General features: G+C 62.9%; 26 protein-coding genes. 15 read left to right on the top strand and 11 right to left on the bottom strand.

The features are described from left to right. Window positions 1–591: a hypothetical protein gene (locus tag NKJ28_RS21350; protein ID WP_352636880.1), complete on the top strand. Its 591-nt coding sequence runs from the start codon at window positions 1–3 to the stop codon at window positions 589–591. Between the two features lie 4 nt (window positions 592–595). On the opposite strand, the gene NKJ28_RS21345 is transcribed toward NKJ28_RS21350, so the two are convergent. After that, window positions 596–1699, bottom strand: coding sequence for an NAD(P)/FAD-dependent oxidoreductase (locus NKJ28_RS21345; protein ID WP_352636879.1), 1104 nt, complete (start codon window positions 1697–1699; stop codon window positions 596–598). 97 nt (window positions 1700–1796) lie between these two features. Here NKJ28_RS21345 and NKJ28_RS21340 point away from each other — a divergent pair, with 97 nt between their 5' ends. Further along, the gene (locus NKJ28_RS21340; protein ID WP_352636878.1) at window positions 1797–3044 is read left to right on the top strand and encodes a cytochrome P450; all 1248 of its coding nucleotides are present in this window, start codon (window positions 1797–1799) and stop codon (window positions 3042–3044) included. 22 nt (window positions 3045–3066) lie between these two features. On the opposite strand, the gene NKJ28_RS21335 is transcribed toward NKJ28_RS21340, so the two are convergent. The 5 genes from NKJ28_RS21335 to NKJ28_RS21315 form a co-directional block, all read right to left on the bottom strand. Further along, window positions 3067–3417: a cupin domain-containing protein gene (locus tag NKJ28_RS21335; protein ID WP_352636877.1), complete on the bottom strand. Its 351-nt coding sequence runs from the start codon at window positions 3415–3417 to the stop codon at window positions 3067–3069. A 5-nt stretch (window positions 3418–3422) separates the two neighbouring features. Further along, entirely contained in the window at window positions 3423–4703 is a 1281-nt protein-coding gene (locus tag NKJ28_RS21330; protein WP_023674650.1) for an O-acetylhomoserine aminocarboxypropyltransferase, read from the bottom strand. A 166-nt stretch (window positions 4704–4869) separates the two neighbouring features. Next, window positions 4870–5391, bottom strand: coding sequence for a CoA-binding protein (locus tag NKJ28_RS21325; protein ID WP_352636876.1), 522 nt, complete (start codon window positions 5389–5391; stop codon window positions 4870–4872). A 77-nt stretch (window positions 5392–5468) separates the two neighbouring features. Continuing rightward, entirely contained in the window at window positions 5469–5891 is a 423-nt protein-coding gene (locus NKJ28_RS21320) for a VOC family protein (protein ID WP_352636875.1), read from the bottom strand. 9 nt (window positions 5892–5900) lie between these two features. After that, a complete protein-coding gene (locus NKJ28_RS21315) occupies window positions 5901–6722 on the bottom strand; it encodes an enoyl-CoA hydratase (RefSeq protein ID WP_352636874.1) in 822 nt (273 codons plus the stop codon). A gap of 157 nt (window positions 6723–6879) precedes the next feature. On the opposite strand from NKJ28_RS21315, the gene NKJ28_RS21310 reads away from it, so the two are divergent. The 3 genes from NKJ28_RS21310 to rpsI all read left to right on the top strand — a co-directional run bounded on the left by NKJ28_RS21310 (window position 6880) and on the right by rpsI (window position 8507). Next, entirely contained in the window at window positions 6880–7344 is a 465-nt protein-coding gene (locus tag NKJ28_RS21310) for a PaaI family thioesterase (protein WP_352636873.1), read from the top strand. Between the two features lie 214 nt (window positions 7345–7558). Next, window positions 7559–8023, top strand: coding sequence for a 50S ribosomal protein L13 (rplM, locus tag NKJ28_RS21305; protein WP_023674645.1), 465 nt, complete (start codon window positions 7559–7561; stop codon window positions 8021–8023). A gap of 1 nt (window position 8024) precedes the next feature. Then, entirely contained in the window at window positions 8025–8507 is a 483-nt protein-coding gene (gene rpsI, locus NKJ28_RS21300) for a 30S ribosomal protein S9 (RefSeq protein WP_023674644.1), read from the top strand. Window positions 8508–8615: 108 nt separating this feature from the next. On the opposite strand, the gene NKJ28_RS21295 is transcribed toward rpsI, so the two are convergent. After that, window positions 8616–9509 (bottom strand): LysR family transcriptional regulator, encoded by an 894-nt coding sequence (locus NKJ28_RS21295; RefSeq protein WP_352636871.1) that lies wholly within the window; start codon window positions 9507–9509, stop codon window positions 8616–8618. 94 nt (window positions 9510–9603) lie between these two features. Here NKJ28_RS21295 and NKJ28_RS21290 point away from each other — a divergent pair, with 94 nt between their 5' ends. Then, window positions 9604–10482, top strand: coding sequence for an aldo/keto reductase family oxidoreductase (locus tag NKJ28_RS21290; RefSeq protein WP_352636870.1), 879 nt, complete (start codon window positions 9604–9606; stop codon window positions 10480–10482). Window positions 10483–10838: 356 nt separating this feature from the next. On the opposite strand, the gene NKJ28_RS21285 is transcribed toward NKJ28_RS21290, so the two are convergent. Next, entirely contained in the window at window positions 10839–11897 is a 1059-nt protein-coding gene (locus NKJ28_RS21285) for a glycerophosphodiester phosphodiesterase family protein (protein WP_352636869.1), read from the bottom strand. 305 nt (window positions 11898–12202) lie between these two features. Between NKJ28_RS21285 and speB the strand changes: the two genes are divergently transcribed. From speB to NKJ28_RS21270, 3 genes are read left to right on the top strand one after another with little or no spacing between them, the layout of a single operon-like run. Continuing rightward, window positions 12203–13210 carry an agmatinase gene (gene speB / locus NKJ28_RS21280; RefSeq protein WP_352449331.1) on the top strand — a complete coding sequence of 336 codons (1008 nt, stop codon included), beginning with the start codon at window positions 12203–12205 and terminating at the stop codon, window positions 13208–13210. Window positions 13211–13239: 29 nt separating this feature from the next. Continuing rightward, on the top strand, window positions 13240–14166 hold the full coding sequence (argC, locus tag NKJ28_RS21275; RefSeq protein ID WP_352449330.1) for an N-acetyl-gamma-glutamyl-phosphate reductase: 927 nt from the start codon (window positions 13240–13242) through the stop codon (window positions 14164–14166). Continuing rightward, window positions 14167–15006 (top strand): aminoglycoside phosphotransferase family protein, encoded by an 840-nt coding sequence (locus NKJ28_RS21270; protein WP_352636868.1) that lies wholly within the window; start codon window positions 14167–14169, stop codon window positions 15004–15006. Here NKJ28_RS21270 and NKJ28_RS21265 read toward each other — a convergent pair. Beyond that, window positions 14996–16090: a COX15/CtaA family protein gene (locus NKJ28_RS21265; protein ID WP_352636867.1), complete on the bottom strand. Its 1095-nt coding sequence runs from the start codon at window positions 16088–16090 to the stop codon at window positions 14996–14998. The two genes, NKJ28_RS21270 and NKJ28_RS21265, sit on opposite strands and share 11 nt — an antisense overlap. Window positions 16091–16241: 151 nt before the next feature. Between NKJ28_RS21265 and NKJ28_RS21260 the strand changes: the two genes are divergently transcribed. Further along, entirely contained in the window at window positions 16242–16469 is a 228-nt protein-coding gene (locus NKJ28_RS21260) for a DUF2842 domain-containing protein (protein WP_023674629.1), read from the top strand. Here the strand turns inward: NKJ28_RS21260 and NKJ28_RS21255 are convergent. Further along, a complete protein-coding gene (locus NKJ28_RS21255) occupies window positions 16466–17524 on the bottom strand; it encodes a polysaccharide deacetylase family protein (RefSeq protein WP_352636866.1) in 1059 nt (352 codons plus the stop codon). The genes NKJ28_RS21260 and NKJ28_RS21255 overlap by 4 nt on opposite strands. Window positions 17525–17613: 89 nt before the next feature. On the opposite strand from NKJ28_RS21255, the gene NKJ28_RS21250 reads away from it, so the two are divergent. After that, window positions 17614–18843: a GNAT family N-acetyltransferase gene (locus tag NKJ28_RS21250; RefSeq protein ID WP_352636865.1), complete on the top strand. Its 1230-nt coding sequence runs from the start codon at window positions 17614–17616 to the stop codon at window positions 18841–18843. Between the two features lie 22 nt (window positions 18844–18865). Here NKJ28_RS21250 and NKJ28_RS21245 read toward each other — a convergent pair whose 3' ends face one another. After that, on the bottom strand, window positions 18866–21115 hold the full coding sequence (locus tag NKJ28_RS21245; RefSeq protein WP_352636864.1) for a GumC family protein: 2250 nt from the start codon (window positions 21113–21115) through the stop codon (window positions 18866–18868). Between the two features lie 255 nt (window positions 21116–21370). On the opposite strand from NKJ28_RS21245, the gene NKJ28_RS21240 reads away from it, so the two are divergent. The 4 genes from NKJ28_RS21240 (at window position 21371) to NKJ28_RS21225 (ending at window position 26012) form a co-directional block, all read left to right on the top strand. Beyond that, window positions 21371–21934: a polysaccharide biosynthesis/export family protein gene (locus NKJ28_RS21240; RefSeq protein WP_023674625.1), complete on the top strand. Its 564-nt coding sequence runs from the start codon at window positions 21371–21373 to the stop codon at window positions 21932–21934. Window positions 21935–21946: 12 nt separating this feature from the next. Further along, complete coding sequence (locus tag NKJ28_RS21235; RefSeq protein ID WP_023674624.1) at window positions 21947–23071, top strand: glycosyltransferase family 4 protein; 1125 nt, start codon at window positions 21947–21949, stop codon at window positions 23069–23071. 116 nt (window positions 23072–23187) lie between these two features. Further along, on the top strand, window positions 23188–24726 hold the full coding sequence (locus NKJ28_RS21230) for an undecaprenyl-phosphate glucose phosphotransferase (protein WP_352636863.1): 1539 nt from the start codon (window positions 23188–23190) through the stop codon (window positions 24724–24726). Further along, the gene (locus NKJ28_RS21225) at window positions 24723–26012 is read left to right on the top strand and encodes an O-antigen ligase family protein (RefSeq protein WP_023674622.1); all 1290 of its coding nucleotides are present in this window, start codon (window positions 24723–24725) and stop codon (window positions 26010–26012) included. Before NKJ28_RS21230 ends, NKJ28_RS21225 begins: the two co-directional genes overlap by 4 nt.

Raw genomic sequence — 26012 nt, 5'->3', positions numbered from 1 at the left:
ATGATCAAGAAAGTTGCTTCCTTGGCCCTTACCGGCATCAGCGTTCTCGGCATGGCATCCGAAACGGCTGCCGGCGGACGCGCGGTCGAATGCTACGAGCAGGTCAATCGGCCGGCCGTCTACGACACCGTCTACGAGGATGTGCTCGTCAGCCCAGCCGGCCAGCAGGTGCAGTATGAAGCGCCGATCTACGGGACGCGCGAGCGCGTGGTGCAGATCGCGCCGGCGCGCGTCAGCTACGAGATCGTGCCCGCCATCACCCGCACCATCTACCGGTCCGTGAGGGTCGATGACGGCGGCTATTCCTGGGAATGGCGCATCATCAATGGCCGCAAGGTGCTGTGCAAGGTCAGGCACAAGGCGCGCTATGAACGCGTGGCCGAGATCGTCGTGGTTGAGCCGGAACGCCGGCGGCGCGTTGTCCTCCCCGCCGAGTACGAGGGCGTCGCCGAAGAGGTGCTCGTGCGGCCGGAGCTGCGGCGCATCATCGAAATTCCGGCGTCCTATCAGACAGTGGCTCGCCGCGTGGTGGTCAGGGAGGGCTCGTCGAGCTGGCGGCGCGTGCATATTCCGAGGCATTGCCGATACTAGGCGCTCAGGCGCCCTCCGCCCTGAGCCATATCTTCAGGCCGTCGACATCGCCATGGCCGACGCAGGCCGCAACCCTTCTGCCGACTGCCGCGCCGAACTTGTAGCCGTGGCCGGAGCAGGCCGAGACGACCAGGCATTTGCCTTTCGGGTGGGCCAGGAACTTCTCGTCGACAGTGAAGGTGTAGGCGCAGGTGACCACTTCGGTGAGCTTATACTCCTCGATACGGGCAATCGGCGGCGAAAACAGGTTGCGGATCGCCTCACCCTCGCCCGGTACCGGCTGACGGTTCCAGTCTGCATCGCTGGTCGGCACCCTGTGCAGGCCCGAGCCGAATTTCATGCCTGCGCCGCCTGTCGGCGGGATGGCGTAGCCGTCGACAGTTCCGCCGATGTTGAGGACGACCGGTGCTGCCTGCCAGACCGCTTTCAGGTCCGCCGGCGGTTCGACATAGGCGAGCGCGGTGCGCCAGGTTTTCAGCTCGCCATCCAGCTCCGGGAACAGTTTTAGCACCCAGGCGCCGGCAGCGACGACGATCCGGTCGGCCTGCATCGTTTCGCCGCCCGCCAGCACGACATGCCCGGCCTCGGCGTCGATCTCGACCACCTTGCTGTTCTCATAGACATTGGCGCCGTTCGCGCGCAGCCACCTGGCGAGGCCGGCAGCGATCTTGCGGCAGTGCAGCGCGCCGCCGTCCGGCGAAAAATACGCATAGCGGAATGAACCAGGTTCTAGAAACGGCCAGCGTTCGACCGCGGCATCCGGCTCGAACAATTCGAACGGGTAGTTCCCGGCTTCCATGCCTTCTCGGTATTCCTCCGCCTCATCTCCCGGCTCCCGCGAAATACAGATGAAGCCGCGCGGATCGAGATGGCTTTCACCGAGATCGGCCCACATCTCATCCCAGGCTTCATAGGCTTCGGTGATCAGCCGGCCGTAGCCCGTTCCGGCCCGGTAGGCGCGGCGGATGATGCGATGATGGTCGCCGGAGGCGGCGAGCGGATTGGGGATCGGTCCCTGCTCGACGATCGAGACGAGGTGACCGGCCTTGGCCAGCGACCACGCCGTCGAAAGCCCGGCAATGCCCGCACCGACCACGATCACATTCATGAAAACCGTCCTTCCGCAACCGCTTCGGCGGCTCGCCTCACGGGAGGGCCAACATACGGTCTGGCACCAGACAGGCAAGCCGCGCTAATGATCTGGCATGACCGAATTGAAGCCGCCCTACCTTGCCTTTGATCCAGCCACGCGTCGCCTGCGGCTCGATCCGCACGAGCCGGCTTTTTTCCAAGACCCTTACGAAGCCTACGCCTTCCTGCATGGCGCATCGAGCGCCTTCTTCTGGGAAGAATTTGGTTTCTGGTGCTTTGGCGGCTTCGACGACGTCAACCGACTGCTGCGCGATCGCCGCTTCGGCCGGCAGAACCCGGCCGGCATTCCGGACAGCCGAGGCATCGGCCAGGACCGCACGCATCTCAGCGCCTTCGACGGTGTCGAGGCCAATTCGATGCTGGAGCTGGAGCCGCCCGTCCACACACGGCTCAGAACGCTGGTCAACCGCGCCTTCGTCTCGCGTCAGGTCGAGCGGCTCAGGCCGCGTGTCGAAGCGCTGGCCAACGAGCTGATCGACCGTTTCGAACCAGGAAGAGTCGACCTGCTGCCGGCTTTCGCCGCTCCCTTGCCGATCACCATCATTGCGGAAATGCTCGGCGTGCCGGTCGAGATGGGGCCGCAGCTGCTCGACTGGTCGCATCAGATGGTCGCCATGTACATGCATGGCCGCACCCGCGAGACGGAGGACACGGCCAATCGCGCCGCGCGCGACTTTTCGAATTTTTTGCGCGGCTACGTCGCCGAGCGGCGAAAGAGGCCGGGCGAGGATCTTCTGTCGCTGCTGATTGCGGCACAGGAGGACGGCCAGAAACTGTCGGAGGACGAGCTGGTATCCTCGGCCATCCTTTTGCTCAATGCCGGCCATGAAGCAACTGTCCACCAGACCGGCAATGCGGTGCGCTCGATCCTTGCGCAAGGCGGCGACCCGCGCCGCTTCTTCGCCTCACCGGAAGCAACAGCCGCGACGGTCGAAGAGTGCCTGCGCTACGACGCGCCGCTGCACATGTTCACGCGCTACGCCTATCACGAGGTCGAGGCCGGGCCGGGGATCATCGTCCAGCCGGGCGAGACGATCGGGCTGTTGCTCGGCATGGCCAATCGCGACCCTACTGCGTTTGCCGAGCCTCTCGCCTTCAGGCCGGACCGTGCCGACCAGAAGAACGTATCGTTCGGCGCCGGCATCCATTTCTGCATCGGCGCGCCGCTCGCCCGGCTCGAACTGCAGGTGTCGCTGAAAACCTTGTTCGACCGGCTACCGCAGCTGCATCTTGCCGAACAGCCGCGCTTCCGCGACACCTATCATTTCCACGGCCTGGAAACGCTCGCCGTACACTTCTGAGCATTCGGTCCGGCAGGGGTGATCAAAGCTTGATCACATACTCCTTGCGCGTCGTTTCAAGCACTTCCCAGCTTCCTCTAAAGCCCGGCCTCAGCACGAAGCTGTCGCCTGCCCTGACGGTGCGCGCATCGCCGCCGTCTTCGGCGATCACCGAAACCCCTGACAGGATGTGGCAGAACTCCCATTCGTCATATTCGATGCGCCATTTGCCGGGCGTTGCTTCCCAGATGCCGGCATAAAGGCCGCCGTCCTGTTCCTCTACATTCCAGGTGCGGAATTTCGGATCGCCCGAAATCAGGCGATCCGGCGCCGGTGCGCCATGCTCGGCTTCGACGGCGTCGATGTCGACGGACAGAAATTTCGGCGTGGTCATGGCGATCAAACCTTGGCGAGAGCCTGTTCCAGATCGGCGACGATGTCGTTGACGTCCTCGATGCCGACCGAAAGCCTGACCGTGTCCGGCCCTGCCCCGGCATTGATCTTCTGCTCGTCGGAAAGCTGGCGATGCGTGGTCGATGCCGGGTGGATGACCAGCGACTTGGTGTCGCCGACATTGGCCAGGTGCGAGAACAGCTCGAGCGCCTCGACGAACTTGATGCCCGCGGCATAGCCGCCCTTCAGCCCGAAAGTGAACACCGCGCCGGCGCCAAGCGGCGAGTACTTCTTCTGCAGCGCATTGTTCTTGTCGCTGGGCAGGCCGGGATAGGACACCCAGGCGACCTTGGGATGGTTGGAAAGCCATCCGGCGACCGCCGCCGCATTGTCGCAGTGGCGCTGCATCCTGAGCGGCAAGGTTTCCAGACCGGTCAGGATAAGGAATGCGTTGAACGGCGAAATCGCCGCGCCGATGTCGCGCAGGCCGAGCACGCGAGCAGCGATGGCGAAGGCGAAATTGCCGAAGGTCTCGTGCAGGACGAGGCCGCCATATTCGGGGCGCGGCTCCGACAGCATCGGATATTTGCCCGACTTCGACCAATCGAAGGTGCCGCCGTCGACAATGGCGCCGCCGATCGAGTTGCCGTGGCCGCCGATGAACTTGGTCAGCGAATGCACGACGATGTCGGCGCCATGCTCGATCGGCCGCAGCAGGTAGGGGGAGGCCAGCGTGTTGTCGACGATCAGCGGCAGGCCGTGCTTGCGGGCAATGTCGCCGATCTTCTCGATATCGACGAAGACGCCGCCCGGATTGGCCAGGCTCTCGATGAAGATTGCCTTGGTCCTGTCGTCGATCTGGCTCTCGAAGGTCGAGATGTCATTGGTGTCGGCCCAGCGCACCTGCCAACCGAAATTCTTGAAGGCGTGGCCGAATTGGTTGATCGAGCCGCCGTAAAGCTTTGTCGCTGAAACGAAATTGTCGCCGGGCTGCATCAGATTGTGGAAGACCAGCACCTGCGCGGCATGGCCGGAGGCGACCGCAAGGCCTGCCGTGCCGCCTTCGAGTGCCGCGATGCGCTCTTCCAGCACCGCCTGGGTCGGGTTCATGATGCGGGTGTAGATGTTGCCGAACGCCTTCAGCCCGAACAGCGAGGCGGCATGGTCGGCATCGTCGAAGACGAAGGAGGTGGTCTGGTAGATCGGCGTCGCTCGCGCGCCGGTCGCCGGATCCGGCTTGGCACCTGCATGGACGGCGAGCGTGTTGAAACCGGGCGTGCGGGCCATCGAAAAACCTCCCTCAATGGTGAATAGTGAATGGTGAATGGTGAATGGTGAATGGTGAATGGTGAATGGCAAAGTCGGCCAGCCCCACCCTGATTGCAAGCGGCTCATATGCCGCCTTGCCGGCCTTCCAGAAAAATCCTTCTATTCACCATTCACCATTCATTACCTACTTCTGGCGAACGCCGAAACTCTGGAACCCCGGCCGCATCAGCGGCTTCTTCGACGACAGCACGCCGGAATTGACGCCGGTCCAGCCGATCTCGCCGGACAGCTTGCCATATTCGATCTTGGGGCAACGGTTCATCACCACCTTGATGCCGACAGCCTCTGCGCGCGTCGCCGCCTCGTCATGGCGTATGCCAAGCTGCATCCAGATGACTTTCGGCAGCGGATCGAGCCGCAACACCTCGTCGACAATGCCCGGCACAGCGGCGGAAGCGCGAAAGACGTCGACCATGTCGACAGGTCCCGGAACGTCGGCGAGCCTGGCATAGGTCATCTGGCCGAGGATCTCCTTGCCGGCCTGGCCGGGATTGATCGGGAACACCGAAAACCCTTTGCCGAGCAGATATTTCAGCACGAAATAGCTCGGCCGCACATCGTTGGCCGACGCGCCGACCAAGGCGATGGTCTTCACCGAATTGAGGATGCCGGCGATATAGGCGTTGTCGTAGGCGTCGTGGTTCATGCCTCGTCATACAGCGCTTCGGAGTGAGGTGCCAACAGCCGCGTCAGTTGCTTGCGATGAGCCAGAGGGGAACCTCGTCAGCCGGGCAGCGAAATCGATCCGTCTTCCGCGATCGGAAAAGCCGGATTGTGCGCCACTTCCCAGATGTGCCCGTCGGCATCGGCGAAATAGCCGTACCAACCGCCCCAGAATGCGCGGCCAGCCGGCTTGACGATACGGCCGCCGGCCCTCTCGGCCATCGCCAGCACTGCATCGACCTCGGCGTCGGAGCGGGTGTTGTAGGCGAGGTAGACGGCCGACGGCGCCCTGGAGAAGGTGACGCCCGAATCCTCTTCGGCGCTTGGGCGCGGAAACAAGCCAAGAATGGCGCCGCCCATCTGGAAGAAGGCAACGCCCTCGGTGATCCCGGCATGGCGCTTCAGGCCCATCGCCTCGTAGAAGCGCACGGCGCGGTCAAGATCGTCCGTGGCGATGGTGATGATGGAGATGCGCGGTTCCATATCCGCCTCCTATTCCTCCGGCCATTCCGGCTTGCGCTTGCCGATGAAGGCGCCGATGCCCTCTTCCGCATCGCGCGCCAGCATGTTCTCGACCATGACGCGCCCGGTGTAATCATAGGCCTCGGCCAGCCCCATCTCGGCCTGCTCATAAAAGGCTTCCTTGCCGATCTTGACGACCAAGGACGATTTGGACGCAATAGTTTGCGCGTATTTGGTGACAATCTGATTCAGATATTCGCGCGGCACGACGCGGTTGACCAAGCCGAATTCCTTGGCGGTTGCCGCATCGATCGTCTCGCCGGTCAAAAGCATCTCCATGGCGTGCTTGCGCGAGACGTTGCGCGACAGCGCCACCATCGGCGTCGAGCAGAACAGTCCGATATTGACGCCAGGCGTGCAGAAGGTCGCCTCGTGCGAGGCGATGGCGAGATCGCAGCTGGCGACCAGCTGCAATCCGGCCGCCGTCGCGAGGCCGTCGACTTCGGCGATCACCGGCTTAGGATGGCGAACGATCGCCTGCATCAGCGCGGCGCAGGCGGAAAACGTCTTTTCGAAAAAGGCCCTGCCGCGATCGGTATCTGCGCGGTGCGTGCTCAACTCCTTGAGGTCGTGCCCGGCGCAGAACACTTTGCCGGCCGCCCCAAGCACGATGACGCGGACGGATTTGTCGGCCTTGGCGCGGTCGAGTTCCGCCATCAGCGCCGCCATCACTGCAAGCGAAAGAGCGTTGGCCGGCGGATTGGCCAGCGTCAGGCGCAGCACGCCCTTGTCCAGCCTGGAGACGACGGGCCCTTCGGCAACGGCAGGTTTGATGGCAACGATTTCGGCCATAGGTCGTTCCTCCGCGATTCCGGATCGGTGATCGACTAATCTAGTATGCCGTCTCACTTCGTCCAACTCCCTCGTCCGCTTCTGCCATAATGAATGGGCTGTTGCCAGAAACGCCACGTCGCGTTCATACATGCAGGGCGCAAACCGGGAGACTGAAATGCCCGCCCACAGCAATCTCAAGCCGGTGCTGACGGCTGCTGATGTCAACGCGCTGATGGCGACCGTTTTCCCGCAACTCAACGACCAGTTCACCTTCTACGAGGCGTTGGAGGTGTTTCCAGGCGGCTGTGTCGTGCGACTCAATGCCGACGAGCGCCATTTGCGTCCCGGCGGCACCGTGTCGGGTTCGGCGCTGTTCACGCTGGCCGACATAGGCGGCTATGTCTGCGTGCTCTCGCATGCCGGACCGGATGCGCTTTCGGTCACCACCAGTCTCAACATCAATTTCGTCCGCAAGGCCGAGGCCGGGCCGATCGACGGCCATTGCCGCATCCTCAAGCTCGGCAAGAGCCTGATGGTGTTCGATATCGACATCGTCGCCGGCCCGGAGGGACACACGGTAGCGCACGCAACGGGCACCTATTCGATCCCGCCAAAGCGGATTGGAGATGCGGTAAAATAATACCTTATGCTCAAATCGTTGTTTTTGTTTGATTTTACCCTAGAGATGGTTTTTCCCGCGCCTTGACGCAGTCGCCGTCCTCTCCTATAAGCCCTCACGGAGCAGCGGCCCGCAAAGGCCGCCGTTTTGTTATTGGCGGCGGGCAAGCGCCTTTCGCCAATCCAAGCAACAAGAAACGCCTTCTTTTGAAGGTCCGAACCGAAAGCAACAATCCATGGCAACCTTTTCGCAGAAGCCTGCGGATGTGGTGAAGAAGTGGGTGCTGATCGACGCCGAGGGTCTCGTCGTCGGCCGTCTCGCCACTGTCATCGCCAATCATCTTCGCGGCAAACACAAGCCCACCTTCACCCCGCACGTCGACGACGGCGACAACGTCATCGTCATCAATGCCGACAAGGTGGTGTTCACCGGCAAGAAGTTCACCGACAAGGTCTATTACTGGCACACCGGCCACCCCGGCGGCGTCAAGGAGCGCACCGCGCGCCAGCTGCTCGAGGGTCGTTTCCCCGAACGTGTCGTCGAGAAGGCCGTCGAACGCATGATCCCGCGTGGCCCACTCGGCCGTCGCCAGATGAAGAACCTCCGCGTCTATGCAGGCACGGAACATCCGCATGTCGCCCAGCAGCCCGTCGTCCTCGACGTGGCCAAGCTGAACGCCAAGAACAAGAAGGTTTCGTAAGATGGCTGAGCTTTCCTCGCTCGCAGAACTCGGAGCTGCCACCGGCAATACCAACACCCAGCCGGCCGCACCCGTCCACGTCCAGAAACTCGATAAGTCGGGCCGCGCCTACGCCACCGGCAAGCGCAAGAACGCCATCGCCCGCGTCTGGGTGAAGCCCGGCTCCGGCAAGATCGTCGTCAACGACAAGGTGTTCGCCGAATATTTCGCGCGTCCGGTGCTGCAGATGATCCTCAACCAGCCGATCATCGCCGCCAACCGCGCCGGCCAGTACGACATCGTTGCCACCGTCATCGGCGGCGGCCTCTCCGGCCAGGCCGGTGCCGTGCGCCACGGCATCTCCAAGGCGCTGACCTATTACGAACCGGCGCTGCGCGCCGTGCTCAAGAAGGGTGGCTTCCTGACCCGCGACAGCCGCGTCGTCGAGCGCAAGAAGTACGGCAAGGCAAAGGCCCGCCGGAGCTTCCAGTTCTCCAAGCGTTAAGCGCTGCGCAATTACACGTTTTCGAAAGGCCGCCTCCGGGCGGCCTTTTCCACAAAAAGGGGCACCAATCACCCCATCGGGCGCGGCTCGCACGCATGGTGGCAGACTTCAGGCCTTGATGAAGTCAATGAACGCCCGCAACGGCGCCGGCACGAGGCGCCGGCCGGGATAGTAGAGGAAGGGCCCGGAGAAGCTCTGCCACCAGGATTCAAGCAGCGGTTCGAGCGCCCCGCTCTCGAAGTGAGGGCGTAGCCAATCCTCGAACAGGCTGATGATGCCGGTGCCGGCGATGGCTGCATCGACTTTGAGGTCAGTCGCCCCGCCCAGGGTCACGAGAAGCGGCCCCGTCGGGTCGACCCGCACCACCTCGCCGTCGCGCTCGAATTCCCACGGCGGCATCGCACGGCTGGCAAAGCGGCCGCGCAGGCAGGCGTGGCCGAGCAGGTCGCTCGGGTGTTGCGGCCGGCCATGACGATCCAGGTAGGCCGGGCTGGCGGCGGTGGCGAAGCGCTGCACGCGCGGTCCGATCGGCACAGCGATCATGTCCTGCTCCAGCCGCTCCTCATAGCGGATGCCGGCGTCGCACCCCGCCGCCAGCACATCGACGAAGCTCTCCTCCGAGATCACCTCCAACCGAATGCCTGGATAGGCGGCGAGAAAAGGCGGAACGATGCTGGGCAGCACCAGCCGCGCCGCGCTGACCGGCACATTGAGGCGCAACGTACCTGCCGGCCTGTCGCGAAAGCCGTTCACTACGTCGAGGGCCGACTCCACCTCGGTCAAGGCAGGACCGAGCCGCGCCAGCAGGCCTTCGCCGGCTTCCGTCAGGACAACGCTGCGGGTCGTCCGGTTGAGCAGCCTGACACCGAGCTGCGTCTCCAGGCGCCGCACCGCCTCGCTCAAGCCGGACGCACTGCCGCCGCTGGCGCGTGCCGCACCGCGAAAGCCTTTGGCGCGCGCTACGGCCACGAAGGCGTTCAGATCCGCGAGATCAATCTGCATTGTTCGTCATTCCGCACAGCCCGTGCGAATTGTACCCAATTATCATGAGATCGGACAGCGTCTATCTCTGCACCATCCCTGAAGGAGAAAGACCATGTCCAGCGGCGACCAGTCCGGCACATTCATCCTCGGCGACCGCAAGGTGAGACGGCTCGGCTACGGCGCCATGCAGCTCGCAGGGCCAGGCGTCTTCGGCCCACCAAAGGACCACGACGCGGCATTGGCCGTACTGCGCGAAGCCGTTGCACAAGGCGTCAACCACATCGACACCAGCGACTTCTATGGCCCGCACGTGACCAACCTGTTGATCCGCGAAGCGCTCGCACCCTATCCCGACGACCTCGTTATTGTCACCAAGATCGGTGCCCGGCGCGGCCAGGGCGGATCGTGGCTGCCGGCCTTCTCGGCAGAAGAGCTGACACAGGCGGTGCACGACAATCTGCGCAATCTTGGGCTCGACGCGCTGGAGGTGGTCAACCTGCGGGTCATGTTCGATGCGCATGGCCCCGCCGAAGGGTCGATCGAGGCGCCGCTTGCGACGCTTGCCGAGCTCCAGCGACAGGGCCTCGTGCGCCACATCGGGCTGAGCAACGTCACCGCTGCACAGATCGCCGAAGGCCGCAGGATTTGCAGGATCGTCTGCGTGCAGAACCAGTACAATCTGGCGCATCGGGGCGACGATGCCTCGATCGACGATCTGGCCCGCGACGGCATTGCCTATGTGCCGTTCTTCCCGCTTGGCGGCTTCAACCCGTTGCAGTCGTCGACCTTGTCCAAGGTCGCCGCACGCCTCGGCGCCACGCCCATGCAGGTCGCGCTCGCCTGGCTGCTTCGCCGCGCGCCCAACATTCTTCTGATTCCCGGCACGTCTTCCGTCGCGCATCTCAGGGAGAACCTCGCCGCTGCCGACCTCGAACTGTCGGACGATGTCATCAAGGAGCTGGATGGTGTGGCAATGGCGGCCTGCGAGTAGATTACCGAAGGCAGTGATGAGCCAATCTCCCCCAAAATGGGTTCCCTTGCGGGGGAGATTGCCGGTAGGACAGCGAAGGCGCGCGACCTAGCAGGCGGGACAGCCGAGACGCTGAAGGATCGTCGCATTTTTCTGCCACTACGCCACATTTTGTTCTTGCTTTGTGCCGGCAGCTATGCTACTAATCTGGGTATGGTGCTAATTGGCTCCAACGACCCGCCCACGGAGGCGGGTTTTCTGTTTCTGGGTTCCTTCGAAAGTTTGGCGCTGCCGGCCTGGGGTCGGCGGGACAGCGCCCTTCTGCCCTGCCGGGCATCGTCACCACAAGAGGGAGATCCAATTCTCGCCGCGCCGGTCTAGTTGATGCTGGCCGTGTTGGCCGGCTCGGCCGGGCGCTTCTCACCGGCATAGGGCACGCGAAAACCGTTCGCCGCCAGCCAACCGATGGCGGCCTTCGGTTCGTCGGTCTGGATGATGGTGGCGCCGCGCTCGACCCAGAAGCCGTAGGTCTCGCGCGGCAGGCTGGCCGCGACCGCCAGCTCGTCGCCGCGGCCGCCGGCGAGGAAGCCGCCCGGCTTGTTGACGATGGCATAGGTGTCGGCCCAGATGTGCCAGTCGCCCCTCACCGCCAGCGCGCGCATGCGCGGGCTGAACAGCGGGCCGCCGGTCTCGGTCAGTGTCTCTGATCCCGTGCGCCAGTTGATCATCTCGACCGCGCGCATCGGGAAGGCCAGGCTCACTTTCTCGGCAAACATGGCGTCGCGAACCGCGTCATCGGCGATAATGGGCATGAACTGGAAGCCGCTGCCGATCGCGTCCATGGCGGCCTTGACACTGGCAATCCGCTCCGCATTCCACAGGTTCTCCTTGACGATCACCTGTTCGACCATGCCGAGGTCGCGCGCAACCGCGACCATGCCGACGAGGCTTTCGGTATCGAGCTTGTTGTCGAGATTGATGAGGATCCTGTCCCTGGTCGTCATCAACATCTCGCGCAACGTCGAGACCGTCTCGCCCGTAACGGCGCCGGTGCCTTCGATCACCAACCGGCAAGTCTTGAGTTCGGCCAATGTGTGCTTGTCGACCTCACCTTTGCAATTCGTCGTGCGGTCGAGCCAACTGTCATGCATGACGACGAACTGTCCGTCCTTCGAGCGCCTGATATCGACCTCGACGATTTCGGCGCCCGTTGCGATCGACGCCTCGACGGCGGCGATCGAATTTTCGGGATAGAGCGTCTTGCCGGATTGCATGCCGCCGGCGCGGTGCGCGGCCACTAGCACATGGTCGCGCCATTGGTTGGCGTGCTCGAAGCGGTCGAGAATCTGCCTGGCGCGCGTTTCGCCTGCCGATGCCTGGCCAAGGGAGAGCGCCAGCGCCGCGGAAAGCAGAAGGCTCAGCCAAATCGTTCGCATGAGACAAGTCGTTCGCACGAGAATCGCTCCGTACCGGGATCGCACCCCGGTTAAGCGATGCCCGTGACAGGCAGGTGAACGAAGCCGGCTTGCAAAATGCCGGAAAATCAGGTCAGCGCCGGCCGAGGCAGTCGTCGGCGGCTACTTTCGGTTGCTTGCCAGGCAATCTCCTGGCGAGCCATGCCGGGTTCGCCTGGCGAGCAAGGATTTGTGACCGGATCGAATGGCCATGATCCTCCGCAGGGGTCGCAATTCTGAGAATTATGTCCAATAAGGTTGCGCGTCGACGCACAGGAGATCGCTTCATGCCGCCAAGGACCATCGATCATGCCTTCACCACCCGCTCCAGGACGGGTGCGTCGTTCGAGCCGACCTATGCCGGCGCCCTGTCGTTCATGCGGCGCAAATATTCGAAGGACGTGAAGGACGCCGATGCGGTGGTGTGGGGCATTCCCTTCGACGCTGCGGTCACCAATCGGCCGGGCGCCCGTTTCGGACCGCAGGCGATCCGCCGCGCCTCGGCCATCCTCGACAACGATCCGCAATATCCGTTTTCGCGCGATCTGTTCGAACAGCTTGCCGTGGTCGATTATGGCGACTGCCTGCTCGACAGCGGCAATCACCAGAAGACGCCTGCCACGATCGAACGCGAAGCGGCGAAGATCCTGAAATCCGGCGCCTTTCTGCTGTCACTCGGTGGCGATCACTTCGTCACCTGGCCGCTGCTGAAGGCGCATGCCGCCATCCATGGCCCGCTGGCTCTGGTGCAGTTCGACGCACACCAGGACACCTGGCCCGACGACGGCAAGCGCATCGATCACGGCTCCTTCGTCGGCCGTGCAGTCAAGGAGGGCATCATCGACCCCGACCGGTCGATCCAGATCGGCATCCGCACCCATGCGCCCGACACGTTCGGTATCAAGATCCTGTATGGCCATGAAGTGGAGGAAATGCGTGCGTCCGACATCGCCTATGCCATCGTCGACCGTACGGGCGGCAAGAAGACCTACGTCACTTTCGACATCGATTGCCTGGACCCGGCTTTTGCGCCCGGCACCGGAACGCCGGTCGCGGGAGGCCCGTCTTCGGCAAAGATCCTGTCGGTGCTGCGCCAGATCAACCAGCTCGATATCGTCGGCGCCGACGTCGTCGAGGTTGCGCCAGCCTATGATCACGCCGATATAACGGCGATTGCCGGGTCGATGGTGGCCATGCACTATCTCGGGCTGTTGGCGGAACGAAAGGCCCGACTCGAAGAAATGAACCAGGGCAATCACGGCGTTGCCGGATTGAATCAGGCAAGCGGCATATAGCTTTGAGATAACAGGAATTTTGGCAAGCAATGAAACCGAAAATCTTCATCGACGGCGAGCACGGCACCACCGGTCTGCAGATAAGGGCGCTGCTTGCCGAGCGTGGCGACCTGGAAATCATCTCCATCCCGACCGAGCGCCGCAAGGAAACGGCAGCGCGCGCCGAGTTCCTCAATGCTGCGGATGTCGCGATCCTCTGTCTGCCGGATGCAGCCGCCAAGGAAAGCGTTTCGCTGATCGCCAATGACACCACCAAAGTGATCGACGCCTCGACGGCACATCGCGTCGCCGATGGGTGGGAATATGGTTTCGCCGAAATGGACAAGGACCAGGCGAAAAAGATCGCTTCGGCGAAGCGCGTCGCCAATCCGGGCTGCTGGCCACAAGGACCGATCGCGACGCTGCGGCCGCTGGTTGCGGCGGGGCTGCTGCCGGCCGATTTTCCGGTCACCGTCAACGGCATTTCCGGCTATTCCGGCGGCGGCCGGCCGATGATCGAGGATTATGTCGGCAAGGGCGAGGATGCGCCGGAATTCCTGCCTTACGGGCTGACGCTGCAGCACAAGCACGTGCCTGAGCTCAGGACCTATGCCAAGCTTTCGCACGATCCGATCATGCAGCCGGCGGTCGGCAATTTCGCGCAAGGCATGATCACGGTGGTGCCGCTGCAACTCGGCGGCCTCGACCATGTGCCGACCGGCGCCGAGCTTCACGCGGCGATCGCCGATCATTTCGCTTCCATCGATGGCGGCGTGGTCGAGGTGGCGCCGTATCTGCATCAGGAACGCATGCCTGACATCGATCCGGAGATCTATAATGGCACCAACCGGATGAAGCTCTACGTCTTCGCCAATGACGATCGAGCGCAGGCGCTGCTGCTTGCGGTCTATGACAATCTCGGCAAGGGCGCCTCGGGCGCTGCCGTGCAGAACATGGATCTGATGCTCGGCCTCTGAATGGATGTGCCGGCATTTCCAAAGCGCTGGAAGGTCGGCGCGCCCGAACTCACCGCCGACACGTTCAGCAGCCGCATCTGGAAGGTTGCGCGCGAGGACGGCTCGCCGGCAATCGTCAAGGATCTAAAGCCTTTCGACGATGTCGAGGACGAGTTGCGTGGCGAGCATTTCCTCGCCTGGCGACGCGGCGAAGGCGTGGTGCGGCTGCTCGGCAGCGACGGCCACCGCATGCTGCTCGAATACGCTGGCGACAGGATGCTGTCACACCATCTTGCCGAACACGGCGACAATGCCGCCACCGCGATCGCGGCGGGGGTGATGGCAAGACTGGTCTCGCCGTCGAAGCACCCTGCCCCGCCGGACCTTCAGCCGTTGCGGACCCGGTTTTCCAGCCTATTCAAAAAAGCGAGGGCCGATCGCGCCGCCGGCGAAAGGAGCCTGTATGTCGAAGCAGCCGAAATCGCGGAACGGCTGCTGTCCAATCCGCACGACGTGCGGCCGCTGCACGGCGACCTGCATCATGACAACATCATGCACGGTCCGCGCGGCTGGCTGGCGATCGACCCGAAGGGCGTTCTCGGCGACCCCGGCTTCGACGCCGCCAACATGTTCTACAACCCACTTGACCGGGACGATCTTTGCCTCGATCCGCGGCGGATCGCGCATATGGCGCATGTCTTTTCCGCAACGCTCGGCCAGTCGCCGCCCGCGATACTGGACCACGCCATCGCCTATGGCTGCCTGTCGGCTGCATGGCATCATGAGGATCGCAATGCGGTCGACGAAAACCGCGAGCTGGCGATTGCCACAGCAATCCGGCGGGTGCGGCTCAGCCTCTGAGAGCAATCTCATGAGGCAGCGGATAAGCGCCCTTGGTGCCGCGCCAATGCGCGGCGGCGAAGCCGAGCAGGAACAGCGCGAATGCCTGATGCGTCAGGGCCATGTGCAGCGGCACATGCATCAATAGTGTGCCGATGCCGATCGATGCCTGCACCACGACAATCAGGAACAGAAGCGTCGCGCGTCGGGCATGCGTCGTGCCCGGCAGGCGCCGGCGTGTCGAGATCATGTGCCAGAGCGCGACCGCGAAGATCGTGTAGGCGCCGACCCGGTGGACGAATTGCACCGTCTTCGGATTTTCGAAGAAATTGCGCCATGCCGGCTCGAGCAGCAGCAGGTCGCCAGGGACCAGCTTGCCGTCCATCAGCGGCCAGGTGTTGTAGCTCAAGCCGGCGTCGAGCCCTGCGACCAGCCCGCCGAGATAGATCTGGACCAGCGCCAGCAGCACCAGGAAGCCGGCCAGACGTTGCGTCGAGCGGTCGGCGGCAGGTTCCGAGTGCGGCGCCAGCCCACGCGCGACCACCATGGTCGCCGTGAAGATCAGCGCCGCCAGCGTCAGATGCGTCGCCAGCCGATATTGGCTGACCGAAACCCGGTCAACCAACCCGGACGCCACCATCCACCAGCCTATCGCGCCCTGCAGGGCGCCGAGAAGGAGGATGCCCGACAATTTCGTGCCGAGGCCCCGCTCGATGCGGCGCGTCGCCCAGAAGAACAGCAGCGGCAGGGCGAAGACCACGCCGACACTACGCGCCAGGATGCGGTGCACCCATTCCCACCAGAAGATCGATTTGAACGCCTCGATGCTCATGCCGTTGTTGAGTTCGGCATATTGCGGAATTTGCTGGTAGCGCAGGAACTCCTCCTGCCACTCGGCATCATTGAGCGGCGGGATGACGCCGTGTATCGGCTGCCATTCGGTGATCGACAGGCCGGAATTGGTGAGCCTTGTAGCGCCGCCGACCAGTACCAGCGCAAACAGCACCAGGAGCACGACATAGAGCCAACCGCGTACCAGCGCGCGGTTGCGAAGGTCGCGATCGCGGGCGGCGAAAGGCGCGGCATCGGATATGGCAGCAGCCATGGATTTGTCCCGGCAGTTGAAGTCGCGGATTGGTGAACCATCGCAACCCGGCTTGCAAGACCGGACAGCGCGGCACGCCGTCGCGCCGTTTCTGGCGGGTTGCGCGTATTGGCTGTTCGGCCTAAGCGATAGCGATCAACGAGATCGCGCCATGCCCATTCGCCTGAAAAAGCTGATCGGAAGCTTCCTGCTGGTAGTGCTGGTCATAGTCTATGCGCTGGTCGCCTCGATCGTGGCGGTCGCCCAATTGTCGCAGTCCGGGCCGCTGGCGCACTTCATCTTCTTCCTGCTCAGCGGGCTTTTGTGGGTGCTGCCGGCGATGGGCATCATCAAATGGCTGATCCTGGAGCCGCGGCCGAAGGGGCGAGGCAACAGTTAGATCGTCACCACCGTCTTGCCGGCATTGGCCAGCGGCGTCGTCACGCCCGACAACATTGTTCGGATGTGGGCGACGCTCTGATAGCGGCCATTGACCGAAATGCGCGGTAGGGCGTGCAGGAAGCCGGCATGCTCGGCGCGGAGTATGCCGTGGCGGGTTGTCACCGCCGAGGCATAGCCGGCATCGCGGACTAGGCCTACTTCGCGGCGGCCGACGGCACTGGCATAACCGTAGGGATAGGCGAAATGGCGCGGCTCCTCGCCGAGTTTGGCCTGCAATATGCGCTTGACGTCGCCGATCTCATGTCGCGCATCGCTCTCGGAAAGCCGCTTCAGATTGCAGTGATTGACGCTATGTGCGCCGATCGTCACCAGCGGGTGCTCGGCCATGGTGCGGATCTCGTCCCAGTTCATCAGCGTGCTCGGGCGCGGACCACCCAACTCGATGCCGTTCGAGCGCGCCAGATCCCGCAACACCGCACGCTGGTCCTGCTCGCGCACCTTCAGCGTCAGATGAGCGTGCAGGCGCGCATTGGCCTGGACCTTTTTTCCCGGACTCGAGCAGTCGATTGTCACCGGGCCATCCGGCGTCGTCAGCGTCAGGCGATCGCGCGCATTGACGATGTCCTCGACCACGTCCCACCACAAATCGGCGGCGCCGTCGATCAGTCCCGGCGCGACGTAGATGGTGATCGGCGCGCCGTGTTTCTCCAGCACCGGCAGCGCCTCGGTCATGTTGTCTCGATAGGCGTCGTCGGCGGTGATCGTCGCAAACTGGCCGTCCTTGTCACCAGCCTTGATGCGCTCGATCGCCTCGTCAAGCGTGACGAAACTGTAGCCGTTCGCCTTCAAGTCGGCGATCACGGTGTCGAGAAACCCAGGCGCGATGTTCAAGTGGCGGTTGACGCCGTTCGGCTTTTCCGGTGTCGCGGTTACCCGATGCAGCATCAGGATAGCGCCGAGACCGCCGATAAACGGCTTGGCCAGCGGAGCGAGACCGGAATAGCGGGCGAGATTGAGCGCCAGTTTGCGGATTGCCTCGCCCCCGTCGATCATTCATTCACCTTTTGCGCCTAAGCTCATCAAGCATGGAATGCGCCTGCGCGGACCCCCAATCGCGACGAATACGCCCTAAGGATTGAGGTATGGTTGACGCCACCGCGTCATTTGACGGCAATCGGCTGGCAAGCAGCGAGGCGTCGCCGTGTGCCTTGCCGGCCGGCAAAGCCGGCCTGTCAACCTCGGTCGCCGATAGTGTGGCGTTGGCGGCGTACGCAGAATTCTGCCGTTCGGCGCTTTTTGCCCCTGCGCAAAGCGCAGGCTGGATCCTGAACTGGGCCGCACATACCGGCGCCGACGTTGTCGTTGCGACGCTGCGCGCCGAGGACAGGCCGGTTTTCTCACTGGCGCTGGAGGTCACTTGTAGTGGAGCGTTCCGCGTCGCCCGGTTCATGGGCGGCCGCCATGCAAACGGCAATTTTGCCGCCGCCGACCCGCAATGGCTGGCGAATGCCGATAGCGCGGCGATCCGCTCGATGCTGGCTGCGATTGCCAAGGCGCGGCGCGACATCGATCTTGTTGCGCTGGAGCGGCTGCTGCCCGATCTCGACGGCGTTGCCAACCCGCTCTCCGCCTTGCCGCATTTTTCGAGCCCCAATCTGTCGCTGGCCGCCGGTCTTGTGGGAGGATTTGACGCACTGCTCACCCGCGTGAGCGGCAAGCGCAGGCGCAAGAAGCATCGCTCGCAGGCGCGCAAGTTCGAGGCCGTTGGCAGCTATCGTCGCATCGAGGCGAGGACTGCGGACGAAGTGCACATGCTGCTCGATGCCTTTTTCGAGATGAAGGAATTCCGCTTCCGCAAGATGGGCATCGCCAATGTTTTCGGTGAGGCGGAGGTGCGCGCTTTTTTCCGCTCGCTGTTTGCCGACGCGCTTCAAGAGGAAGATCCGTCCTTCGTCCTGCATGGGCTGGAAGTCGCCGGCAAACTTCGTGCAGTCACCGGATCGAGCCGCTCGGGCAAGCGGCTGATCTGCGAATTCGGGGCGATCGCCGAGGACGACCTCGCACACACCAGCCCGGGCGACTTCCTGTTCTTCGAGAACATCCAGGAAGCCTGCGAGGCGGGTTTCGAAATCTATGATTTCTCGGTCGGCGACGAACCCTACAAGCGATTGTGGTGCGATGTCGAAACGCAGCATTTCGAGGTGCTGGTTCCGCTGACGCTGAAAGGTCGTGCGCTGGCGCTTGCGCTCAGGCACGGCGCAAGCCTGAAGGCATTCATCAAGCACAGCCCAATGGTCTGGAAGCTGACCAAGCTGCTGCGCCGCAAAGCCGTGGGGCGGACAGCACCGGCCGCAGGCGAAGACGACAGCTGATTTCGATTTTAGAGAAACTGCCTCAGGCGGCCGAGCGCCGTCCCGGCATTGGGCCCGGCGCCACATGGCCGATGGGCGTGACCAGCGTCAGGTCGGGATAGCCACTCTCGATGAGCGCGACCGCGGCCTGCGTCACCTCGTCGTCCGGCTCAAGCATGGAGAGCAAGACCTCGGTCCCCTCGCCCACTAGGCGGCTGATGCCTTGCGCGTCGGCCGGTCCGCATTCGACCACGACCAAATCATAGGCGGTGGTCAGCGACTGCATGATGATCGGCAGCCGGTCGGCGGCGCGCATGGCGCGGACCGGATCGGCTGTGCCGACGGGAATAACGTGGCAGTCCGAATAGAGATCGGGGTGGATCACATCGCTGAACTGCGCTTGCGAGGCGAGCAGATCGGTGATGCCCGGAAACAGCCCGCTGTCCAGCATCGGCCGCGAGGCGGCACCCGAAGCGGTGAGATCAAGCAGCAGCACGCGTAGCCCGGCGTCGGAGACTGCGCGCGCCACCAACACCGCCGAGGCGGCCGCCTCGTCGCCTTCTGGCGACACGAATATGGCGCGGGCGGCACCGGTGGCGATCAGTTTTTCCGCGGCCTTGTCGATGTCGACCTCGCCGAGGATAGAACGTGCCGGTTCAATGTCTCCAGCGGCCATTTCAGAGTACTCCGGTTCGATTTTCTCGGCAGCCGCTTCCGCCACCGCGACGGGTTCCGGCTCCACTTTGCTTTCAATGATATTGTCGTCGTCGGCCTCATCGATCTCGACGACTGCCGGTTCGGACCGGCCAACCGACGGGTCGGGGTCGGCCATCACGCGTTCGGCCTGGACAGCCGGCATCGCAACCTGCTCGATGCGCTCGAAATGGGCACCGGCGGCCGGACGCATGGCGCGGCCGGAAAACAGTTCCTGCAGAAGCGTGACGATCGCCATGATGAGCAACGAGCCGACAAAGGCCGCACTGACAATCGGACCAATCTTGGGGAAATAAGGTTCGGCCGGCACCTGGGCCTCCGAAAATACGCGAGCGTCGACGGGCAGATAGTTGCGATCCTTGCGTGCGGCCGCCTGGAGATAGCTGGATGAATAGAGATCGAGCTGCTGACGCTTGGTCGCGGCATCACGCTGCAGCGCATCGAGTTCCACCTGCTCTTCGCCGGCGCGGGCGGACGCCGCCTTCAGCGTGTTGACGTCTGCCACGAGTTGGGCCTCTCGCGCCTTCGCCGTCTCGGCCTGCGCCATCAGACCTTTCATGATCTTTTCCGCTTCGTTGCGGATCTGGCGGTCGAGATCCGCGAGCTGCGACTTCAGCGCGCGGATGCGCGGATGGTTGTCGAGCAAGGTGGTAGAAAGGTCGGCGATGTTGTTCTTGAGTTCGACTTGCCGCTCGCGCAGGCGCTGGATCAGTTCGGAAGACAACACCTCCGGAACGGCATCCAGCGAGCCGCCATTGCGCAACGCCCTGCGCACGCTGTCAGCGGTCGCTTCCGCCGAAGCGCGATTGGCGCGCACGCGTGACAGTTCGCTCGACAATTCGGACAGCTGCTGGGTGGCAAGCACCGAATTGTTGCCGCCCATCAAAAGATCGGACTGCGCACGGAATGCGGCAACCTTGGCTTCCGCCTCCTTCACCCGATTCTGCAGATCCGCGATTTCCGGCGCCAGAAAGTCGGTGGCGGCGGAATTCGATTCGAGCTTGGCATTGCCCTTGGAGCCGATATAGGCGTTTGCAATGGCGTTTGGGATCGCGGCGGCAAGCTTAGGATCCTCTGACGAGAACTCGATTGCGATCGCGCGGGTTTTTTCAACGCCATAGACGTTGAGCTTCTCATGCATTGCGTCCAGCACGCGCTCTTCCAGCGGAATCTCGAACGGATCGCTTTTCAAGCCAACAAGGACAAGGGCGCGGCTCAGCGCCGACATCTTCAGCGCCTCGTCGAATTCGGGCAATTTCGCCAGGTTGAGCTTCGCCGCCACCTGCTTGAGGATGTCGGGGGACGAGATGATCTGGACCTCGGTGGCCACAGCCTCTTCGTCGGGAATCGACCGCTCGTTGCCGTTGGCCCCGGCTGGCCGCGTGAACTCCGATTCTCGAGGCCCGATCTCCAGCTTGGCTGCCGCCTTATATTCGGGCGTTGCAAGCCAGGCGAGCGCAAAGGCCAGGCCGGTTACAACCAGTGCGACGACAAGGATGCGCAACCAGTTTCGCGCCAGGCTGGCGAAAAGCTGCCTGAGATCGACGTCGACATCTGCGGCCGCGGATTGAACGGACATGCATCCCTGCTCCGGTACTGAGTCAGCATGCACCGTAAACAACTATGGTAACTCAGCCGTTAATATCGCGGTAAGAACCTGTTAGGCTCTACTAACAAGCCGCAAACAAGAGGCTGAAAACCATCTGCATTTGTCGATCCGGCCCGCATCGGCCGCGCGCCTTTACCGGCCATTAACCCTAACAGGATGATAACCGAGCTCGATCGTTAAGGTTTGCCGCAGAGTCGCCGGCTATTCAAAGGTACGTGTCCGCTCATGAAAAGCACTGCTCCCCTTTTCCGCGCGCTGCTTGCCGTATCGATGCTTTCGGGCTGCTCCAGCTACCGGCCGACGCCGGCCGCATTCCATGAAGTTCTCGACCAGCCCTATCGCCTCGGCGCCGGCGACCGCGTCCGCGTAACCGTGTTCGAGCAGGAAGGACTGACCAATACCTACAGCGTCGACCAGTCCGGCTATCTCTCGCTGCCGCTCGTCGGCAACGTGCCGGCGCGCGGCCACACCGCCCAACAGCTTGAAAGCGAGATCGCCGAGAAACTGCGCCAGGGTTATTTGCGGGATCCCGATGTTTCGGTCGAAATCGATCGCTACCGGCCGATCTTCGTCATGGGTGAAGTGGGTGCGGCGGGGCAGTATTCCTACGTTCCAGGCCTGACCGTGCAGAAAGCCGTCGCCATCGCCGGCGGGTTCACGCCACGCGCCAACCAGGAAAGCGTCGACATTACCCGCGACATCAACGGCAAGGTGATAACCGGACGCGTGGTGACCTCCGACCCGCTACTGCCCGGCGATACAGTCTATGTTCGCGAACGCCTGTTTTGATGTGCTGACAAAGTGGCGGACACACTCAGGATCGTCCACTGCTTTCGCTCACCGGTCGGAGGCATCTTCCGGCATGTGCGCGACCTGACCGAGGCTCAGGTCGCCGCCGGCCATGCCGTCGGCATCGTCTGCGATTCGACGACGGGCGGCGATTTCGAGGAACGGCTGTTCGAACAGATGAAAGGCAGCCTGGCGCTCGGCATTCACCGCACCCCGATGCAGCGGCATGTCGGGCCAGGCGATCTCGCCTCGGCCCGGCGCACCTATAGGATCATAAAAGAATTGCGGCCGGACGTGCTGCACGGGCATGGCGCCAAAGGTGGCGCCTATGCCCGTCTGTTCGGCTCATTGTTGCGGGTATCCAGGTCTCGCGTAGCCCGCCTTTATTCGCCGCATGGCGGCTCGCTTCACTATGACGAGACCACCGCCATGGGGAAGCTGTTCTTCGCGCTCGAGCGCTTCATGGCTCGCTTCACCGATTGCCTGCTGTTTGTTTCCGATTATGAGCGGCGGACTTATCGCAGGAAGGTCGGCGAGCCGCCCATTCCGAACGCTCTCGTCCACAACGGCCTGCGCGCCGCCGAGTTCGAGCCGGTGCGGACCGAGCACAATGCGGTTGACCTCCTCTATATCGGCATGATGCGAGACCTCAAAGGCCCGGACATCTTCATCGATGCGCTGGGGCTAGCCGCGACACGGCTCGGCCGCCCATTGAAAGCGCTGATGGTCGGCGACGGCGACGACCTGCCGCGCTATCGCGCCCAGGTGAATCAGCTCGGCCTCGAGGTCAGCTTCCTGGCGCCGATGCCGGCCAGGCTCGCCTTCACGCTGGCCGAACTGGTCGTCGTTCCCTCGCGCGCGGAAGCCATGCCCTATATAGTTCTGGAAGCGCTCGCCGCCGGCAAGCCGATCATCGCGACGGCGGTCGGCGGCATACCGGAAATCTTCGACACCGGCTCGCCTGCCCTGATCCGGCCCGACCCGCGCGAACTTGGCGACAAGATAAGCGCCGCATTGGCCGATCTCGACACCTACAAAGGCCTGATGCCCGGCCTCGCCGACCTCAAGGCACGCTTCGGCGCCGATGTAATGGCCGCCGAAATCGAAAAGGCTTATTTCGCCGCGCTCAAAAAATAGAGCAACGGGTTTCCACCGGGCTGCTCCTGGTGAAAGCGTCTCCAAAGCCATCTGTTGTTTCAAGGGTTTCTTAGCTCTCTTTTGCTATTCACCTGAGGGAAACCTGCGGACGCCCCATGAACGAAATCGACCCAGCGCGCCGTTTTTCGCTAGACGCGGTGCGCAAATTCGACGCCCCTGCCGAGAACAATACGGCCGGCGGCGGCATGACCGATGTTGCCCGCCAGGTCGCCTCGCAATACCGGCGCGATACGATGTCGCCGATCATGGTGAGCGGCGTCCTGCGCATGGTGGAATTCGCGCTGCTGTTGGTGTCAGGTCTTGCCGTCTATTTCTATTATGTCGGCTTTTTCAACTATCTTGCCTGGCAGTACTCACTGACGATCGCCGCCACCTCGTTCCTCGCGGTCGTTCTGTTCGACGTCACCGACTGCTACCAGATCGTCACACTGATGCGGCCGATCGCCAATTTCGGCCGTCTCCTGCTGGTCTGGGCCGGAACCTTCGCCTTGATGGCGCTCACCGCCTTCACCATGAAAATGTCGGAAGACTATTCGCGCCTGCTCTTCGGCACGTGGTTCGTCGTCGGTTTCGTGTTGATCCTGGGTCTCCGCCTGGTGATGTCGAAGCTGATCCGGCGCTGGGCGCGCGACGGGCGGATGGAGCGCCGCGCCGTCATCGTCGGTGGCGGCAAGGCGGCGGAGGTACTGATCCGCTCGGTCGAAAGGCAGCCCTACAACGACATCCGCATCTGCGGCATCTTCGACGACCGCGGCGACAAGCGGTCGCCGCCGGTTGTCGCCGGTTATCCCAAGCTCGGTACAATTTCCGAACTCATCGAATTTGCCCGCATCGCGCGCATCGACATGCTGATCGTATCGCTGCCGCTGACCGCCGAATCGCGCGTGCTGCAGTTATTGAAGAAGCTGTGGGTGCTGCCGGTCGACATCCGGCTATCGGCGCATTCGAACGCGCTGCAGTTCAGGCCGCGCGCCTATTCCTACATCGGCTCGGTGCCGATGCTCGATATCTTCGACAAGCCGATCAACGACTGGGATTCGGTCGCCAAGCGCGCCTTCGACATTGTCTTTTCGATCATCGGCATCATCGTGTTCTCGCCGGTGATGCTGGCGACCGCAATCGCGATCAAACTCGACAGCAAGGGGCCGGTGCTGTTCCATCAGAAGCGGCACGGCTTCAACAACGAGATTATCGACGTCTACAAGTTCCGTTCGATGTATACCGACAAGGCGGACCCGACGGCGAAGCAGACCGTGACCAAGAACGATCCGCGCGTCACCCGCGTCGGCCGCTTCATCCGCAAGACCTCGATCGACGAACTGCCGCAGTTCTTCAATTCGCTGTTCGGTTCGCTGTCGCTGGTCGGGCCGCGCCCGCACGCCATTGCCGCGCAGTCGCACAACCTCCTCTACAATGAAGTGGTCGACGGCTATTTCGCCCGCCACAAGGTCAAACCCGGTGTGACCGGCTGGGCGCAGATCAATGGCTGGCGCGGCGAGATGGACACCAACGAGAAGATTCGCATGCGGACGGAATACGACCTCTATTACATCGAGAACTGGTCGCTCTTGTTCGACCTCAGAATCCTGTTCCTGACGCCGATCCGCCTGCTCAATACGGAAAACGCGTATTGATCGCGACGGCCTATGAATTGCCGGCTGCGGCGGTCAACGCCAAGCTGATTGCACTGATTGCGTCGGGGGCGGTTTTCCTCGGCGTTTTCCTGTCCGGTTTCGTCATTGCCGAGCCCGCGCCGTACGATCTCTACATGATCGGGCTGATCGTGGTGTGGCCCTTGTTCGGCATGCGTATACAGCGCGCGGCGGTGCCACTTCTGGTGCTGCTGGTTATCATGAACATCGGCGGTATGATCTCGATGACGCAGATGTCGGACCTCGCCGGCACGCCGCTCTATCTCGCCGTCTCGCTGTTCCTGGCCTTAACCGCGGTTTTTTTCGCTTCGGTAACGGCCGTCCGGCCCAGTCTCTACCGGGTGATCTTCGTCGCCTATGTGGTGTCGGCAGTGCTGACTTCGCTGGTCGGCATAGCCGGCTATTTCCATGCCTTTCCAGGAGCGGAGATCTTCACCAAATACGACCGTGCCGCCGGCGCCTTCCAGGACCCGAACGTGTTCGGTCCGTTCCTGGTGCTGCCCGGCATCTACCTGCTCTACCTGCTGCTTACCGGCTCGGTTGCACGCATGCCGCTATTGGCGATGCCGTTGCTGATAATCACCGCCGGCATCTTTTTTTCCTTTTCGCGCGGCGCCTGGGGCATGTTCGCCGTTTCGGCGATCCTGCTGACCGGTGCCTTGTTCCTGCAGAGCGCCAGCGGCAAGTTCAAGCTGCGCGTCGTCGTCATGACCATCGCCGCCGTCGGACTGCTGGTCATCGCAATGATCGTCATCCTGCAACTGCCAGGCGTCGCCGAGATGTTCTCGAACCGCGCACAGCTCGAACAAAGCTACGACACCGCCCGGCTCGGCCGCTTCGCCCGCTATACGATCGGCTTTCAGATGGCACTGGAGCATCCGTTCGGCATCGGCCCGCTCGTCTTCGGCAAGATGTTCGGCGAGGACACGCACGACATCTGGCTGAAGATGCTGATGGATTACGGCTGGCTCGGCTTCGTGTCGTTCCTGACGCTGACGTGCTGGACGATCGCCGCCGGCTTCCGCATTCTGCTGCGCGACCGGCCGTGGCAGCCTTATCTTCTATGCGCCTACGTCGCCTTCATCGGCAATATCGGGCTCGGCACCTTCATCGACATCGACCACTGGCGCCATGTCTACCTGCTGCTTGGCTTGATCTGGGGTGCCATCGCGCTCGAATACCGCCACCAGTGGCAACTGCGGGCGGCGCAGCGACCGGCAATCCCCGTCGCGGTTGCTTCAGGCAGGACAGCAACCGAATTCGGTTGA

This window comes from Mesorhizobium sp. M0145, from assembly GCF_040322355.1.
Lineage (GTDB): Bacteria > Pseudomonadota > Alphaproteobacteria > Rhizobiales > Rhizobiaceae > Mesorhizobium.
Note: the sequence above shows the minus strand (reverse complement) of the source record. Positions and strands in the feature narration are given on the sequence as shown.

What these genes read in the sequence shown, in the direction of transcription:
- NKJ28_RS21350 (WP_352636880.1), top strand. Translation starts at nt 1, where the DNA reads ATGATCAAGAAAGTTGCTTCCTTGGCCCTTACCGGCATCAGCGTTCTC.
- NKJ28_RS21345 (WP_352636879.1), bottom strand. Translation starts at nt 1,699, where the DNA reads ATGAATGTGATCGTGGTCGGTGCGGGCATTGCCGGGCTTTCGACGGCG.
- NKJ28_RS21340 (WP_352636878.1), top strand. Translation starts at nt 1,797, where the DNA reads ATGACCGAATTGAAGCCGCCCTACCTTGCCTTTGATCCAGCCACGCGT.
- NKJ28_RS21335 (WP_352636877.1), bottom strand. Translation starts at nt 3,417, where the DNA reads ATGACCACGCCGAAATTTCTGTCCGTCGACATCGACGCCGTCGAAGCC.
- NKJ28_RS21330 (WP_023674650.1), bottom strand. Translation starts at nt 4,703, where the DNA reads ATGGCCCGCACGCCCGGTTTCAACACGCTCGCCGTCCATGCAGGTGCC.
- NKJ28_RS21325 (WP_352636876.1), bottom strand. Translation starts at nt 5,391, where the DNA reads ATGAACCACGACGCCTACGACAACGCCTATATCGCCGGCATCCTCAAT.
- NKJ28_RS21320 (WP_352636875.1), bottom strand. Translation starts at nt 5,891, where the DNA reads ATGGAACCGCGCATCTCCATCATCACCATCGCCACGGACGATCTTGAC.
- NKJ28_RS21315 (WP_352636874.1), bottom strand. Translation starts at nt 6,722, where the DNA reads ATGGCCGAAATCGTTGCCATCAAACCTGCCGTTGCCGAAGGGCCCGTC.
- NKJ28_RS21310 (WP_352636873.1), top strand. Translation starts at nt 6,880, where the DNA reads ATGCCCGCCCACAGCAATCTCAAGCCGGTGCTGACGGCTGCTGATGTC.
- rplM (WP_023674645.1), top strand. Translation starts at nt 7,559, where the DNA reads ATGGCAACCTTTTCGCAGAAGCCTGCGGATGTGGTGAAGAAGTGGGTG.
- rpsI (WP_023674644.1), top strand. Translation starts at nt 8,025, where the DNA reads ATGGCTGAGCTTTCCTCGCTCGCAGAACTCGGAGCTGCCACCGGCAAT.
- NKJ28_RS21295 (WP_352636871.1), bottom strand. Translation starts at nt 9,509, where the DNA reads ATGCAGATTGATCTCGCGGATCTGAACGCCTTCGTGGCCGTAGCGCGC.
- NKJ28_RS21290 (WP_352636870.1), top strand. Translation starts at nt 9,604, where the DNA reads ATGTCCAGCGGCGACCAGTCCGGCACATTCATCCTCGGCGACCGCAAG.
- NKJ28_RS21285 (WP_352636869.1), bottom strand. Translation starts at nt 11,897, where the DNA reads ATGCGAACGATTTGGCTGAGCCTTCTGCTTTCCGCGGCGCTGGCGCTC.
- speB (WP_352449331.1), top strand. Translation starts at nt 12,203, where the DNA reads ATGCCGCCAAGGACCATCGATCATGCCTTCACCACCCGCTCCAGGACG.
- argC (WP_352449330.1), top strand. Translation starts at nt 13,240, where the DNA reads ATGAAACCGAAAATCTTCATCGACGGCGAGCACGGCACCACCGGTCTG.
- NKJ28_RS21270 (WP_352636868.1), top strand. Translation starts at nt 14,167, where the DNA reads ATGGATGTGCCGGCATTTCCAAAGCGCTGGAAGGTCGGCGCGCCCGAA.
- NKJ28_RS21265 (WP_352636867.1), bottom strand. Translation starts at nt 16,090, where the DNA reads ATGGCTGCTGCCATATCCGATGCCGCGCCTTTCGCCGCCCGCGATCGC.
- NKJ28_RS21260 (WP_023674629.1), top strand. Translation starts at nt 16,242, where the DNA reads ATGCCCATTCGCCTGAAAAAGCTGATCGGAAGCTTCCTGCTGGTAGTG.
- NKJ28_RS21255 (WP_352636866.1), bottom strand. Translation starts at nt 17,524, where the DNA reads ATGATCGACGGGGGCGAGGCAATCCGCAAACTGGCGCTCAATCTCGCC.
- NKJ28_RS21250 (WP_352636865.1), top strand. Translation starts at nt 17,614, where the DNA reads ATGGTTGACGCCACCGCGTCATTTGACGGCAATCGGCTGGCAAGCAGC.
- NKJ28_RS21245 (WP_352636864.1), bottom strand. Translation starts at nt 21,115, where the DNA reads ATGTCCGTTCAATCCGCGGCCGCAGATGTCGACGTCGATCTCAGGCAG.
- NKJ28_RS21240 (WP_023674625.1), top strand. Translation starts at nt 21,371, where the DNA reads ATGAAAAGCACTGCTCCCCTTTTCCGCGCGCTGCTTGCCGTATCGATG.
- NKJ28_RS21230 (WP_352636863.1), top strand. Translation starts at nt 23,188, where the DNA reads ATGAACGAAATCGACCCAGCGCGCCGTTTTTCGCTAGACGCGGTGCGC.